Origin of the sequence: Polyangium sp. 6x1, assembly GCF_029946515.1 — a bacterium.
Taxonomy (GTDB): Bacteria; Myxococcota_A; Polyangia; order Polyangiales; family Polyangiaceae; genus Polyangium.
This window is the reverse complement of record NZ_JARZHH010000001.1, coordinates 779,206-794,820: the sequence shown is the minus strand read 5'-3', so window position 1 is coordinate 794,820 and position 15,615 is coordinate 779,206. Positions and strand designations below refer to the sequence as shown.

The following is a 15,615-nucleotide window of genomic DNA, read 5'->3' as shown; positions in this document are numbered from 1 at the left end:
GTCGCGATCGTCCGCAAGCCGCCGCGCCGAGCGCCGCCGCGCCTGCTGCTGCTGGTGAGGCCCAGGCGAAGCCCGCCGCGCCCGCCGCGAAGCCCGCGCCGAAGCCGGTCGCGCCGCCCGCGCCCGCCGCGAAGCCGGCCGCGCCGAAGCCGAACATCGTGACGATCATCGCGCCGCCCCCGAAGGCGAGCGGCGGCCCGAAGGCTTCCGCGCCGAAGCCGGCGCTGACGGCGAAGGAAGCGCTCGCCGCGAAGGCGAAGGCCGCGCAGCAAGCGAAGGGCAAGGCCCCGGCGCAGCCCGCGAAGGCGGAAGGCGCCGCCGAGGCCCCGGCGGCCGCAGCGGCCCCGACGTTCGAGGCGGCCGATCTGTCGGCCGGCTGGGACACGGCCGTGGAGGCCGCGCGCAAGGCAGGGGATCGCAGCGCGGCCCTCGTGGACGCGTGGATCGCGGCCTCGAACGCGGAGGCGATCGCGGCGGTGGCCGACGCGGACGACGCGCCGGGCGTCGCGCGCAAGGCCGCGCGTCGAGCGATCAACATCCTGAAGTCGCGCGGGACGGCGATCCCGACGCGGCAGCGGGTGGCGCGCGTGGACACGCGGGCCGAGGCGACGCTCGAAGCGACGTTCCTGCCGCCCGATGGGAGCGGGACGTCGGCCATCTCGATCACGAGCCGTGACGCGAGCGGTCGGTACCACCTGGCCGAGGTGATCGTCCGGGAGCCGATCGGCATCCTGAACGCGGGCAGCGCCTGGATGAGCGGCTCGCAGCTCAAGGAAGGCCGCAACCGCGCGCTCGAAGGGCTCGGCGTGTCGCCGGCGCCCGTGCCGCTCGAGTGGGCGCGTCATCGGATCGCCACGGCCCGCAAGCAAAACGCGACGTCGGGGCAGATCGTGCCGCTCGGGTTCGAGGGCTGCCGCGAGCTCGTGGAGCCGTGCCCCGAGGCCGAGCCGGCGCATCCGGTGGCCGATCTCGAAGCGGACATCACGAGCGAGCTCGCCTGGGCGCGCGCGCCCGGGTCGGCGACGCTGCACGAGGAGCCGGAGTTCCGGTCGTGGATGCCCGATCGCGGGAGCCTCGAAGAGCTGCTCCAGCGGCTCGGTCAGCGGCTCGGGCCGGAGGGCGTGCGCGATCCGCAGGCCGTGAACGAGGCGCTGCGCGAGGAGATCATGGCCGCGACGGATCGCTTCTTCTCGCCGGAAGCACGCGCGATCGTCGCGACGCGGATGCGCGACGCGGCGATCTCGGTGCGCGCGCGGAAGGGCAACGACCGCGCGGCGGACGTGCTCGCGATCGCGCGCGCGGTGAAGGAGGCGGGGCTGATCACTTCGCCGCCGAACGAGATCCCGTTCCTGGTCGGCTTCTTCCAGAAGGGGATCAGCGTGCTCGCGCATCAGGGCGGCGGTTCGCTCCGCATCCCGGTGGCGCCGCTCGGGCCGCAAGCTCCGCAGGCTGCGCCGGCCGAAGGAACGCAAGAAGCTTCCACCTGATCGCCAGACCTCACCCCCCAACCCCCCTCTCCACTCCGTGAAGAGGGGGGAAGGGAGCTCAGCCTTCCCACGGCGCTTTTGCGTCGCCCATCCCTACATGCCGTCGAAACGCGAGGTGCAGCGCTCGCGTGTGCGGACCCGGTTTGCCGTTGCCGATCGGCGCGCCGTCGACCGCGACGACGGGCAGGATCTCTCGCAAGCTCGACGACAGGAACACCTCGTCCGCCGCGCGCACGTCCTCCGGAACGAGCGGGCGTAGCGCGACGGAGAGCCCTGCCTCGCCCGCGATCGCGAGGATGTGCCCGCGCGTGATCCCCGCGAGGATCCCCGCCTCCTCGGGTGGCGTGATCAGCGTTTTTCCCTGCACCACGAAAACGTTTGAGGTCGTACCTTCGACGATCTGCCCCGCGGTGTTGATGATGAGCGCCTCGTGCGCGCCGACGTCACACGCCTTGCGGATCGCGAGCACGCTGGCGAGGTAGTTGCCAACCTTGGCGCCGTGCGCCGCATCGCAGGCGCGCTCGGTGCGATGCGTGATGACGGAGACGCCGTCGCGATACATCGACGCCGGAAGGAGCTTCAGCGGCTCGACGAGGATCACGCGGAGCGGATGCGCCGCGAGCCGCGGATCGAGGCCGAGCGGGCCGGAGCCGCGCGTGAGCGTGGCGCGCACGTAACTCTCGGGGTTCGCCGCAGCCGCGAGGGCACGCTCGATCTCCGCGGCAAACGCGGGCGGATCGATCGGCATGGGGATCCCGACCTGCGCGGCCGATCGTTCGAGGCGCTGCACGTGCTCGTCGAGCGCGAAGGGGCGGCCGCCGTAGGTGCGGATGGTTTCGAAGACGCTGTCGCCGTAGAGGAAGCCGCGGTCGTAGACCGAGACCTTGGCGTCCTCGGGCGCGTGAAGCCTTCCGTCGATGCAGGCGATGCGGCTCATGGTCGTCGCCCGAGAGCGTGTCACGGATCGACGCCGAGCGCGCGTTGGGCCGTCTCGCGAGCCGCGTCGATCGCGCGCGCCAAGGTCGCGCCGTCGAGGCCGCGTGGATCGAGCGGCGCGCCGAGCGCGACGGCGACGCGCGAGAAGGGGCGGGGGATCTCGAACTTGTCCCACGTCCGCGCGAGGACCCACGCGGAGGAGCAAGCCGAGGCAAGGGGCACGACGAGTCCGCCGGCGAGGTGCGCCGCGAGGATCGCGCCGACGCGATCGCCGTCACCGCGCACGACGCCGCGCGGGCCACGCGGGCCGTCGACGGCGAAAGCCGCGTCATGACCTCGTCGCATGCGGCGGACGATGCCCTTGAGGCCCATGGCGCCGCCGCGGGAGGACGAACCACGCTCGACGACGAGCCCGAGCGATCCGAGCGCGCCGGTCTGGATCTCGCCGTCGTCGGAGAGGCTGACGAGCACGGCGGTGCGGCGACGCTTGGGCCAGCGGTGCAGCGCGAACTGCTGGCCGTGCCAGAAGGCGAGCACCCAGGGAGTGCCGTCGGTTCCGTCGAGATCGGGGTGCGTGAGGAGGGAGAAGCGGACGGTGCGGAGGAGGAGGCGGGCGACGAGCCCCACAGCGTGGCCGAGGGCTCGTCGTCGCCGCGTATTCGACGCTTGGGGGCTACGCCCGAGCAAGTCGGGCTTCGCCCCCAAACCCCCAGCGGTCACTTCTTCAGCTTGGCGAGCAGCTCCTTCGCGGGCGCGAAGTTCTTGTCGGCATCGATCGCGCGATCGAGCTGCTGGATCGCCTTCTTGTCGTCGCCCTGCGCGTGGAGGATCCGGCCGATGTAGTAGAAGGCCGCGGCCTTCGAGATCGGCGAGTTCTCGTCGAGCTTCTGCAGGAGCAGCGCGCGGAAGGTCTTCTGCGCGCGCTCGAAGTGCGCGTCGCGCCCCGCCTTCTCCTCCGTGGCCTCGCCGAGCTCCATCGAGAGCACGCCGAGGTCGCGCAGGATCGCGATCGAACCCGGGTCGATCTTGAACGCGATGTCGAGGTCCGCGAGCGCCTTCTCCTTGTCGCCTTCGGCGAGGTACGCCTTGGCGAGCCGGTGATGGATCGTCGCGAGCTCCTTCGAGCGACGGCCGCCGTACGACTCCACGATCTTCTGCAGCACCTCCGCGGCCTGCTTGCCGCGGCCCGAGGCGCTGTAGGCGTCGCAGAGCGCGAGGAGCAGCTCCCGATCGCCGGGGGCGAGCTCCGAGGCCTTCACGAGCAGGTCCGCCGCGGCGCCCGGATCGCTCCGCTTGCCGAGATGGATGTCCGCGGCCTTGCGATAGAGCTGCACCTTCTGGCCCGCCTCGGTCGCGGCCTCGGCGTCGCCCTTCACGAGGTCGGCGAGCTCGGCCCACGCCTGCTGCTTCTCGTAGAGCGCGTGCAGCTTCTTGCGGATGTCCGCGGCGCGCTCGTCGGCCTTGAGGCCAGCTTCGAGGACGCGACGGACCGCCGCCTCGTCCTTGAGCGCCGTGTACAGATCCGCGAGGCGGAGCGACGTCTTGACGGCCTCTTCACCGCTGGCGGAGGAGAGCACCGTCTCGAGCGCCTTGGCCGCCTCGGCCTTGTCGCCCTTCTTCTCGTAGAGACGCGCGAGCGAGAGCAGCGCGCCCTTGTGGCTGCCGTCGCGCTCGAGCACCGCCTTGTACGTCTCGATCGCCTTCGGAACGTTGTTCAGGCGGTTCTCGAAGACCTCACCGAGGCGCACGCTGTAGACGAGCTCCGCGGAGAGATCGCCGCGCTCCTTGGCGAGGTCGATCTGCGTGTTGAGCAGCTCCGCCAGCTCGTCGTCGCGGCCCGTCTTTTCGAGGAGCTGCGAGAGGAGGAGCGTGGCCTGCTCGTGCGTGCGCTCCTCGTCGAGGATCGCGCGCAGGTGCTCCATCGCCTCGCTCGTCGCGTCGAGCTTCTCGATGCAGATCCGGGCGCTCTCGAGGCGCAGCGTGGCGCGGGCCGCGGGCGTCTCCGCGAGGTCCACGAGGCGCGACAGGACGTTGAGCAGCTCCTTGTTCTTGCCAGCCTTCGCGTAGAGCTCGCGCAGCGCGTCGGAGGCCTTCGCGTCGTTCGGCTCGTCCTCGAAGATCTGGCTGTAGAGGTCGAGGGCCTTCTTGTCGTCCGAGAGTTTCTCCCGGGCGACCGAGGCCGCGCGGTGCTTGAGGTCCCGGATCTTGTCGCCCTCGGCCGCGAGCTCGGCCTGGCGCACGAGGAGATCGAAGACCTCCTTCGCGTCGCCGGCCTTGTCGCGCACCTTCGTGAGCTCCGCGAGCGCCCACGCGTCGCTGTCGTCGGCCTTGATCATGTCGCGGAGGATCGCCTCGGTGAGCGCGTCGTCCGCGAGCACGCCCTCGGCCAGGCCCTTCGCCTCGCGGCGCAGGTCGGAGGCGAGGTGGCCGAGGCCGTCGAGCCCGGCGAGGCGGCGCAGCGTGCCCACGAGGTCACGCTCGCGGCCAGCCGCGCGCTGCAGGCCTTCGATGTTGCGCAGGATCGTCTCGCTCGTCGGGTCGTGCTTCAGCGCCTGCTCGAGCGCGCGTTCCGCAGCGGCGTTGTCGGCGAGTTTGTCCTTGCGCCACTCGGCGATGCGCATCCACAGGTCGCGCGCCGCGTCCGTCGAGAGATCGCTCTTCTCGGACACGGCCTTCTCCAGCGCGTCCGCGGCGCCCGCCCACCCGCCCGTGATCGGGGCGAGGCGCTCGAGCTCGGCGAGCACGTCGACGTCGGCCGGGTCGTCCTTGAGCGCGGCTTCGAGCGCGCCCTGGGCCGCCTTCGGATCACCGGAGCGATCCTCGAGGACCTTGGCGAGATCGAGCCGGAGCCGCACGCGCTCGGCGGGCGTCCCGACGAACCCGATGCGCTTCTCGTAGAGCTTCGCGAGCGCCGCGTGATCGCCCTGCGACTTGTAGACGCTCTCGAGGGCCTCGGCGGCCTCCTCGAAGAGCGACCGCTCGTCGGTGAGCTTCTCCAGCGCCGCGCGCGAGGGCCCGTGATCGGGCGCCCGCTCGAGGGCCTGCTTCAACGTCGCGAGGCCCTGCGACTTCTCGCCGAACGACTCGATCTGGATGGTGGCGAGCCGGTGGTGGAAGTTCGCCTGCTCGCGCTCGTCCGAGATCGCGGCGACGCGACGTTCGAGGACATCGGCGAGCGCCTTGTTGTCCCCGAGCCGCGAGTAGAGACGGTCGAGGGATTCGAGCAGCGCGGGCTCGTCGCCAGCTTGCTCGACGGCCTTCGCGTACGCCTCGACGCTGCGACGATCGTCCTTGAGCTTGTCCTCGGCGATGCGCCCGACGCGCAGCCACAGATCCTTCGCGATGACGGCGTCGAACGTCGCCGCCGCGCGCTGCGAGAGGGCGTCGCAGTAACGGCCGAAGCCCTCGGAGCGCTCGGCGAGCCGCTCGATCTCGGTGTGGAGCTCGGGATCGTCCGGCGTGTCTTCGAGCGCGCGGAGCAGCGCGCCCTCTGCGGCGAGCGCCTTTCCGAGCTTCTCGTCTTCGACGATCGCGATCGCGCGGAGCGTGCGGGCGCGGTCGATGCCCTCGGTCTGCGCCTTGAGGCGCATCTCGAGGACGCCGACGAGCTCCTCCCAGCGCGAGGCCGCGCGGAGGACGGGCTCGAGGGCGTCGGCCGCGTCGAGGCGGAGCTCCTCGCGACCCTCGCCGATCGCGCGGATCGCCTTGATCGCGTGATCGTTCGTGGCGTCGTCGTCGAGCACCAGGCGGTAGTGTTCGAGCGCGTCCTGCGGGCTCGCGAGCTCGGCGGCGTAGAGATCGCCGATCGCAGTCCGGAGCTTCACGCGCGCCTCGCGGGTCTCCGCGGTGCTCGCCTGGAGCTTCAGGTTGTCGAGCAGCTCGTCCCACATCTTCTCGGCGCGGTAGAGCCGTTCGAGCGAGGCGAGGACCGCCGCGTCCGAGGGGCGCGCGTCGAGCGCCGCGTTGAGCGCGTTGATCGCCTCCCGACGGTTGTCGAGCGACTTCTCGTAACGCTCGGCCGCGCGCACGTTGAGGTCGTACCGGAGGTCGGCCTCGCCCGAGCCCGCGAGCTCCACGCGACGCGCGTAGAGCTCGACGAGGCGCTGGGCTGCGTCGCGCGGCTCGTACAGCGGGATGAGCGCGTCGACCGTGACCGTGCTCTCCGGATCGAGCTCGAGGGCGCGCTCGTACGCCTTGATGGCGCCCTCCTCGTCGTCGAGCATCTGCAGCTTCGTCTCGGCGATCCGGCGCCAGATGGCGGCGTTCTCGTCGTCCGAGGCGAGCTCGCTCTTCTTCTCGAGGACCGCGATCAAGGTCTGCCAGTCGGAGAGCAGCATCGACAGCATGTCGATCGCCTCGAGCGGATCACGCTCGGTCGGATCGAGCTCGCTGAGCCTCCGGTAGGCGCCGAGGGCGCGCCGCGGGTCGTCGACCTTCCCGTCGTAGACCTTGGCCACGGCAAGCAAGAGCTCGCGCTTCACGACGTCGTCGGTCGTCTTCCCGATGCCCTGCTCGTAGCTCTCGGAGAGCCGCTCCCACGCACCCAGCATCGTCGCGAGGCGCTCGAGCTCGGCCCGCGTCTCTCCATCCTCGGGGTCGAGGGCGAAGGCCGCGCGCATCGAGCGGAAGGCGAGGCTCCGGTCGTTGCCGCGCGTCTCCCAGAGCTGCGCGGTCTCGCGCAGCACGGCGACCTTCTCGTGCACCTCGCTCGCGAGGTGGTAGCGCTCCTCGTTCAGCTTCACGAGCAGGCGCCAGTCGTCGCTGCGCTCGTAGAGCGGGCGGAGGATCTCCACCACGCGCGCCTTGTGCTCCTCGTCGCGCGTGAGGGCTTCGAGCTCCTTGATCGCCTCCTGGTGCCACGGCACGTCGGAGACGATCGCTTCGAGCTGATCGATCGCGGCCGACGTGTCCTTGATCTTGTCGCGGAGCAGCCGCGCGAGCGCGAGGCGGTACGGAGCGCCGGCCTCGCCGTTCGCCGCGGCCTCGGCGCGCCGCAGGTAGAGATCGGCGAGGTCCTGATCGCGGCCGAGCTCCGCGTAGAGCTCGGTCAGCGCGTCGAGCGCGCGCGCGTCGGCGTCGTCGACGTCGAGGGCCGCCCGGTACGTCTCGATCGACTTCTCGGGCTGCTTGAGCTCGATCCGTTCGAGGCGCGCGATCGTGTGCAGCGCGTCGAGCCGCTCCTTGTCGTAGCGGTAGTCGAGCGACGAGCGGTAGAGCTCGACGCGCTCCTCGTGGCGGCGCTCCCTCACGAGCAGGCCGTCGATCGCGGAGAACAGCTCGCGCGACTCCGGCTCGAACTCGTGCGCGCGCCGGTACCACTTGAGCGCGCTCGCGACGTCGTTCAGGTCCGCGTAGATCTCGCCCGTCCGGCGGCAGAGCTTGGCGCTCTGGGCGTCGTCGACCGTGATCTCGCCGAGCTCGGCCGAGTAGATCTCGGCGAGCCTCCGCTCCGCGCTCGCCACCTTCGCGAGGCGCTCGAGCTCGTGCCAAACGCCCTCGTCGCCGAGGTCCTCGTGCAGGAGCTTCGCCACCGTCTCGAGGGCGGCCTTGTAGTCCTCGAGCTGCTCCTCGTGCAGCGTCGCCAGGCGCGTGAGCAGCTCGCGCCGCTCCGACGGGTCCTCGCTCGCGGCGAGCCGCGCGTCGAGGGCCATCTTCACGCGCGCCCAGTCGGCGCGGCGGAGGTAGACAGGCTCCAGCATCTCGCCCGCGCGCGCCCGGTGCGCCGGGTTCTCCGACGCTTCGAGCAGTGCTTCGAGCTCGCCCACCGCGCCCACGTGCGCCGCGTCGATCACGAGCGCCTCGGCGAGCTCGTCGAACGCGCGGGACACGTCTTCGAGCCGCTCGTGCGCGACCTTCGCGATCTTCACGCGGAGCTCGGCCGGCGCCCCCACCCCTCCATCGAGCTGACGCTCGTAGAGCTTGATGAGGTCCTCCCAGCGCTTCGACTCCTTGTAGAGCGTCTCCAGGGCGTCGATCGCCTTCGGGTTGAGCTCGACGTCGAGCAGCGCCTCGTACGTCTCGATCGCGCCGCTCGGATCCTTCAGCGCGTCGCGCTGCAGCTCCGCCTGGCGGAAGAGCAGGCGCTTCTTCTCGACGTCGTCCGCGGCGTTGTCGACGCGCTGCCGGAGGATCTCCAGGAGGTTCGGCGCGTCGTTCGCCTCGCTGTAGAGCTCTTCGAGCGCCACCATCGCGCGGCGATCGTCGCTCCTCGCTTCGAGCGCGTTCTTGTACCACTCGACCGCGAGCGCCTTGTCGTCGAGCTTCGTCCGCGCGAGCTCGCCGACGCGCAGCCGCACGTCCTGTTGCACGTCGCCGTCGAGGATCGAGTCCACGACCGATCGGTAGAGCTCCGAGAGCTCCGCCCACCGGCCCGTCGTGCTCGCGAGGCGCTCGACGGTCTGGATCCAATCGCCGACCTCGGCCTCGCCCGCGGCCTCGCGCACGCCGCGCACCGCGTACCCGAAGGCGCGGCCCGTGTCGCCGAGCGGACCCTCCGCCGTGCGGAGCGCGCTCTGCAGGTTCGAGAGGCGCTCGCCCGTGCTGTCCGCCGTCTCCACCTCGATCTCGAGGACACGGAGCAGCTTGTCGCTGTCGCCGTCGGCCTCGTAGAGCGGGTGCAGCGTCTCGGCCGCGTCGCGCCGCGCCTCGGGATCCTCGAGCAGAGCTTCGAGCGCGCTCCTGCAGCGCGCGTTCGCCGGATCGAGGACGAGCGCCTGGCGATACGCGTCGAGCGCGCCCGGCAGATCGCTCTGGTGCAGGCGCCGCACGTCGCCGAGCCGCGCGAACAGATCGAGCCGCTCTTCGAGCTCGTTCGCGAGCGACAGGTGCACGTCGAGCGTGTCGGCGAGATCCGACCAGCGCTCCGCCTTCTCGTAGAGCGCTTCGAGCGCCGAGAGCGTGGCCGGCTCGGGGCCGAACTCGTCGGAGACGTTGCGCCAGCCGTTGATCGCGCCGGCCACGTCGCCGAGCTTGCTCGCGAGCGTCTCGGCCGCGCGCACCATCGTCCGCTTGCGCTCGTTCGCGTCGTTCGAGAGCGTCTGCCGCGCCTCCAGGATGGAGACGAGCTCGCGCCACTCGCCCGTGCGCTCGTTGAGGCGCTCGAGCGCGGAGAGCGCCTCGAGGTCCTCCGGATCGTCGGACAGACGCGCGCGCCAGGCCCCGATCGCCTTGTCGGGCGCTTCGAGGACCGACTCGTACACCTCGCCGATACGGCGGTAGAGGTTGCGACGGTTCTCGAGGTCCTCTTCGAGGCGCACCTCGATGCCGAGCACCTCGGCGAGCGCTTCGTGCTTCCCCTTGCTCGTGTAGATGCCGGCGAGCGCTCGCGCCGCCGGGATCACCAGGTTCGGATCGGTCTCGTCGATCGAGAGCACGCGCCGGTAGACCGTCTCGGCCCGATCCCGGTCGCCCAGCATGTCCGCGTAGATCTCCGCGACGACCATGAGGATCTCTCCCTGGGTCGGCGGCGTGCTGCACGCGTCGGCGGCCGCCGTGAGGACGGTCGCCATCTTCTCGTGCTCGGCGAGCCTGCGGCCGATGTCCACGAAGCGCTCGCGGACGATCGCGTCGTCGGGCTCGAGCGGGACGAGCTCGCTCAACGTGGCGAACGCGCCCGGGTCGTCGCGCAGACGCTCGTCGCGCAGCGTGCTCACGCGGCGCAGAAGCTCGCGACGCTCGTGCTCTTCCTGCGCGCCTTCGCGCCGGATCTCGAGCACCCGCACGAGCTGACGCACCTCGTCGCGCGCTTCGTACACGACCTCCAGCACGCGCGCGGCGCGCAGGCGCAGGCTGCCCACTTCGAGCAGACGCTCGACGAGCTGGCGCGCCTCCGCATCGTTCTGCCGGTGCTCGAGCACGCGCTCGAGGTGTTCGAGCGAGAGCGCCGGCTCGTGCAGGCGATCGAGGTAGATCCGCCCGAGGCTCAGCTTGATGTCGGCCGATTCCTCGTCGGTCGCGGTCTCCAGACGCCGCTCGAGGAGCGCCGCGAGGTCCTTCCACCGCCCCTCGCGCTCGTAGAGCCTCTGCAGCGCGTCGAGCGCCGGCTCGTAGAACGCGTCGAGCGTGAGGATGCGCTCGTAGTAGCGAATGCCCTTCGCCGCATCGCCCATGATCTCCTCGGCGATCACGGCGACGTCGTTGAGCAGCGAGATCCGCGTCGTTTGATCCGGCGTGCCCTGCGCGGCCTTGTCGTAGAGCGCTTCGAGCTCGCTCCACCGCTCCGCGTTGGTCAGGATCTGCTTCAGGCGCGAGAACGCGCGTTCGTTCGTCGGGTCCACCGCGAGCACGCGATCGAGGTAGGGCATCGCGCCCTCCGGATCGCCGAGCTGCTCGTCGTGCAGCATAGCCGCGCGCTCGCAGAGCTCGATCTCCACGTCGTCGGGCAGCTTCTTGCTGTCCTCGTTCCGCGCCGTGACGAGGTGCGTCCGGTACGCCTCGGCGAGATCCGTCGGGCGACCGGCCCGCGCGGCGAGCTCGGACGCGCGATCCCACACCGTGAGCTCGCTCGAGAACTCGCTCAGCGCGCCGAGCACCACGTCGAGCGCCGTGCCCACCGCGCGGAGCTTCTGCTCGTTGACGTCCGCGAGCTTGAGGAAGAGCGCGAGCCGCGTCGACGTGTCGGTCTCGGTCTCGAGCAGCACCTTGAGCGCGTGCGCCTCACGACGCGCGTCGCCCGTCTCGGCATACTCGCTCGACAGGACCTGCGCCGCCTGCGCGCGCGTCTCCGGTTTGTCGAGCAAGCGCGCGAGGATCCCGACCGCGTCCGGCTCGTGCGGGAGGATCTCCAGCGCGCGCACCGCCGCGTCGAACGCGTCCACCGGCCGCTCGAGCTTCTCCAGGTACAGCGTGGCGAGCTCGACCTCGCACCGCCCGCGCTGGTCACCCTCGGACACGTCGCGATGACGCGCCACGACCTCGGCGCCGGCCGCCGCCTCGCCTGCCGCGATGAGCAAGCGCGACAGAGCACGCAGCGCCTCGCCGCGCGCGGGCGTCACCTCGACGACCTTGCGCAGCAAGAGGATCGCCTGCGCGTTGTCGCCGAAGACCTCCTCTTCGAGCGTCGCCCACTCCTCGAGGATCTCGGCGCGGGCCTCGCCCTCGACCTGATCGGCGCGGAGCTGGAAGAGCCAACGCAGGTCGTCCTTCTTCTCGTTCGCGCGGAGCAGCGCGTCGAGCTCGCGGATCGTCTCGTCGTCGGTCGGATCCGCCTCGACGAGCTCGCGGTACGTCGCCGCCGCCTCGTCCACCTTGCCGAGCTCGCGCGCGTACACCTCCGCGAGGCGCAGCTTCAGCGCGCGTCGCGTCGCGCCGTCGATCTCCTCGTCGCGCTTCAGCCGCGCCTCGACGGCCTCGACGAACGGACCCCACGAGCTCGCCGCGCGCGACCACGCTTCGAGCAGCGACAGCCCGTCCTCGCTCGCGTCGAGCTCGTAGGCGCGCCGCGCATAGCCGAGCGCCTTCTGCTTGTCCGCGAGCGGCCCGCCCGTCACCGCGGCGAGCTTGCGCAGCATCGAGACCTGCTCCTCCACGTCTTGCGTGGCGCCGAGCAGGATCTCGTAGAGCGCGGGCAGCCGCGCCCACTTCTCTTCCTTCTCGTAGATCGGCACGAGCGCCGCCGCCGCGCGCGCGTCGGTCGGCGACACGCTGAGGACGCGCTCGTACGACCGCACGGCCCGCTCCGGCGCGCCGAGCTGATCCTCGTAGATCCGCGCCGCGCGGAAGGAGATGTCGAGCTTGACGTTCGGCTCGGTCGTCTTGTCCGCCGCGCCCGAGAGGAACTCGACGAGCCCCTCCCAGTCGTTCTGCGACGCGTAGAGCTCCTCGAGCCCGTCCCAGTCGCCCGACGCCACGTACGACTCGCGCAGCACGCGGAGCGCGCGCGCGTGCCCCGGCGAGAGCACGAGCACGCGACGCCACGTGCGCGCTGCCGCCACCGGATCCTTCAGCCGCTCCGCGTACACCGCGCCGAGCTTCTGCAGCGCGTTGAGCCGCCCGGCGTCGTCCGTCGCCGCGTCCACGCGGCGCTCGAGCACCTCGGCGACCGTCGCGAAATCCTTGTCGCGCTCGGCTTGCTTCTCCAGCGCGTCGAGCACGCCCGGCGCGTTCGCGTCGAGCTCCAGGATCTGCTTGTAGTGCGCGATCGCGTCCGCGCCGCGATCGAGGCGCTCGGCCGCGAGCTTCGCCATCTCGCCGAGCAGCTCGATGCGCGCCGCGTCCTCCGTCCTCGGGAGCTGCGCCTCGTAGAGCGCGTAGAGCTGCGCCCACGAGCGCCGCTTCAGGTAGAGCTCCTTCAGCCGCGACTCGGCCTCTTCGTCGCCCGGCGCCACCGCGAGCAGCGACTCGTAGGCCCCCACCGCGTTCTGGACGTTCGAGAACTGGTCGACCCAGCGCCGCGCCACCGCGCGGTAGAGGTTCGCCTTCTCCGCGTCGCTCGTGCTGAGCTCGGCGAGCTTCTGCTGGTACGCGAGGAGGTCACGCCAGCGACCGAGGGTCTCGTAGACCCGCGTCAACTCACGCACCGCGTCGATGTCCCGCTCGTCGAGCTGCACGATCTGCGTGAGCGCCGTGACGAGCGCCGCGTCGTTCTTCGCGCGGTCGCGGTAGACCGACGCGATGTCGCGCAGCACCTGGATGCGACCTTGCACGTCCGTCTGCGGCGTGCGCTCGAGCTCCTGCCGGTAGAGCTCGACGAGGGCGTTGTAGCCCTCCGTCTGCATGTAGAGCCGCTTCAGGGCGTCGCGCGCGTCGCGGTTGTCCGGGTCCGTGCGCAGGATGTTCTTGTACTGATCGATCGCCTTGTGCGCGTTCTCGGTCGACTCGGCGAGCTTGGCGAGCTCCCCGGCGATCGCGCGTTTGTCGGCCCCGTCGGGCAGCGCGCGCTGCGCGTCGGTGAGGACCGCGTAGAGCCGCGCCTTGTCGCCCTTGGCGAGCAGGTGCTCCCGGAAGAACGCGAGCATGCCGGCGTGCGTCGGATCGGCGCGACGCACGCGGTCGAAGTACGCCTCCGCCGCCTGCGGCTGGCCCCGCATCCTCCAGTGCACCATGCCGATCTGGATGAGCACGCCGAGCTCCTCGCCCGGCTTCACGCCGCCGCCCTTGAGCTGATCCTCGTAGAGCGCGACGAGCTCGTCCCATTGCTCGTTCGAGGTGAAATGGTCGGCGAGGAACGCGAGCGCGTCCGGTTGACCGGGCTGCATGTCGAGCACCTGCGCGAAGGCGTCGCGCGCGCGACCCTTGTCGCCGATCTTCTCGGCCGCGACGCGACCGAGCTTGAGCCCTGCCGCGATCCGGTCCTCCTTCGTCGCGCCCTCGCGCAGCGTGAACGAGAGCGCCCGCGTCACGCCGTCCCAGTCGGAGACCTTCGCGCTCGCGCGCTCGAGCAGCCGCGTCGCGCGGCTGTTCTTCGGATCGAGCGCCAGCGCGAGCCCGATGAGCTCGTCGATTCGATCACGCGCCTCGGCGTGCCCGTAGCGCAGCGCCACGTCCGCCGCGCTCGCCAGGAGCGAGCTCTTGAAGGCGGGCCCGTCCGCGTTCTCGGACTCGGCCACGTAGCGGTCGACGATCTCGCTCCACCGCTCGCGCTTCGTCGTATCGCTCTCCAGCGCCTCGGCTGCGGCCTCGTGATCCGGCTGCAGCTCGAGCAAGCGCTGGTAGGCGGCTCGCGACTTGTCGGCGTCGACGAGCTCCTCGTTGTAGATGCGCGCGAGCTCGGCCTGCATCGGCGGCTCGACGGGCGTCCCCGAGGCGAAGGAGATCTCCAGCTCGAGGAGCTTGGCGACCGCGCCCCATTCTTTCCGCTCCTCTTGCTTGGCCCGCGCGAGCCCCAGGAGACGCTCCACGTCGTTCGTCGACGTGTCGGGGGCCGTCACTGCCTCCGCGAGATCGTTCCAGGCCGCCTCGTTCTCGGGATCGGACTGCAGGACCCCGAGGGCCACGCGAATTTTCTCAACGCTCATCGTTACCCCGGTCGGCGAAGCTCAACGACACGATCATCCGGTCACCCGACGCTGCACCTCGACGTGCAACGCGGGCACTTTGGACCAGACAGCTCGTCCTTCTCCCGCCATGCGTCTCGAGAGAAGGATCCTCGGATTTATTTGACGCGAGCCGACTCTACGCTGCATTCGACCGGCGTTTCAAGGCAGCGTTTCCATCCCGGTCCGGCCGTCCGCTCGCGGCGCGGCAAACCCGCGGGAAAGCCCCCGTCCTCTCCTGGCGTGTCCTCGGGCCGTTCCACGCGGCCGCACCTTGGGTTATCAAGCGGCCCCATGAACGCTTCCTCCGTGAAACGGATTGGTGTCATCGGCGCGGGCCAGATGGGCCGCGGCATCGCGCAGGTCGCCGCGGCGGCCGGGATCGAGGTCGTCCTCTGCGACGCATCCCAGGAAATCGCAGACAAGGGCAAGTCGCTGATCGGCGGTATCCTCGGAAAGCTCGTAGAGAAGGGGAAGATGTCGGCGGACGATCATCGCGCATTGCTCGATCGCATCGTCCCTGCCGGCAGCATGGCCCCCTTCGCGTCCGTCGAGCTCGCCGTCGAGGCCGCGACGGAGAACGTCGACCTCAAGATCGACCTCTTCCGCAAGGCCGACGCCGCGCTCGCGCCCGGCGCGATCCTCGCGTCGAACACCTCGTCGATCTCGATCACGCGCCTCGCGGCAGCGACCTCGCGGCCCGAGCGGGTCATCGGCATGCACTTCATGAACCCCGTGCCGCTCATGAAGCTCGTGGAGATCGTGCGTGGCGTGCAGACCTCGCCCGAGACCTACGCGCTCGTCCACGAGCTGTCGGTTCGTCTCGGCAAGACCGTGATCACCTCCGAGGATCGACCGGGCTTCCTGGTCAACCGCATGTTGATCCCGTTCCTCAACGAGGCGTGCTTCACCTTGCAGGAGGGCGTGGGCAGCCCCGAGGACATCGACACGGGCGCGAAGCTCGGCCTGAACCACCCGATGGGCCCGCTCGAGCTCGCCGACCTCATCGGCCTCGACACCGTCCTCGCGATCGCGGAGGTGCTCCACAAGGACCTCGGCGAGGACAAGTACCGCCCCGCCGCGCTGCTCCGGAACCTCGTCGCCGCCGGCTGGCTCGGCAAGAAGAGCGGCCGCGGGTTCTACGTGTACGACGAGAAGGGCCAGCGAACGAAAAACAGCTTCGCGCGTTAGTCCCGTGGGGGACGCCTCGCGTCCCCCTC

At 70.8% G+C, this 15,615-nt stretch carries 4 protein-coding genes and 1 pseudogene; 2 read left to right on the top strand and 3 right to left on the bottom strand.

The window, feature by feature from the left end:
- A pseudogene (locus QHF85_RS03170) lies at positions 1 to 1,487 on the top strand (hypothetical protein); the annotation flags it as partial.
- Between the two features lie 58 nt (positions 1,488 to 1,545).
- Here QHF85_RS03170 and QHF85_RS03165 read toward each other — a convergent pair.
- From QHF85_RS03165 to QHF85_RS03155, 3 genes are all read right to left on the bottom strand, one after another.
- On the bottom strand, positions 1,546 to 2,424 hold the full coding sequence (locus tag QHF85_RS03165) for an aminotransferase class IV (protein WP_281325526.1): 879 nt from the start codon (positions 2,422 to 2,424) through the stop codon (positions 1,546 to 1,548).
- Positions 2,425 to 2,444: 20 nt separating this feature from the next.
- Positions 2,445 to 3,050 (bottom strand): lysophospholipid acyltransferase family protein, encoded by a 606-nt coding sequence (locus QHF85_RS03160; RefSeq protein WP_281325525.1) that lies wholly within the window; start codon positions 3,048 to 3,050, stop codon positions 2,445 to 2,447.
- Positions 3,051 to 3,139: 89 nt separating this feature from the next.
- Positions 3,140 to 14,377 (bottom strand): tetratricopeptide repeat protein, encoded by an 11,238-nt coding sequence (locus tag QHF85_RS03155; RefSeq protein ID WP_281325524.1) that lies wholly within the window; start codon positions 14,375 to 14,377, stop codon positions 3,140 to 3,142.
- A 312-nt stretch (positions 14,378 to 14,689) separates the two neighbouring features.
- On the opposite strand from QHF85_RS03155, the gene QHF85_RS03150 reads away from it, so the two are divergent.
- The gene (locus tag QHF85_RS03150; RefSeq protein ID WP_348652708.1) at positions 14,690 to 15,586 is read left to right on the top strand and encodes a 3-hydroxyacyl-CoA dehydrogenase NAD-binding domain-containing protein; all 897 of its coding nucleotides are present in this window, start codon (positions 14,690 to 14,692) and stop codon (positions 15,584 to 15,586) included.
- The last annotated feature ends 29 nt before the right edge of the window (positions 15,587 to 15,615 follow it).

Bases quoted from the DNA above. Each gene is read 5' to 3' on its own strand.
- QHF85_RS03155 (WP_281325524.1), bottom strand. From the start codon at position 14,377: ATGAGCGTTGAGAAAATTCGCGTGGCCCTCGGGGTCCTGCAGTCCGAT.
- QHF85_RS03150 (WP_348652708.1), top strand. From the start codon at position 14,690: ATGAACGCTTCCTCCGTGAAACGGATTGGTGTCATCGGCGCGGGCCAG.
- QHF85_RS03165 (WP_281325526.1), bottom strand. From the start codon at position 2,424: ATGAGCCGCATCGCCTGCATCGACGGAAGGCTTCACGCGCCCGAGGAC.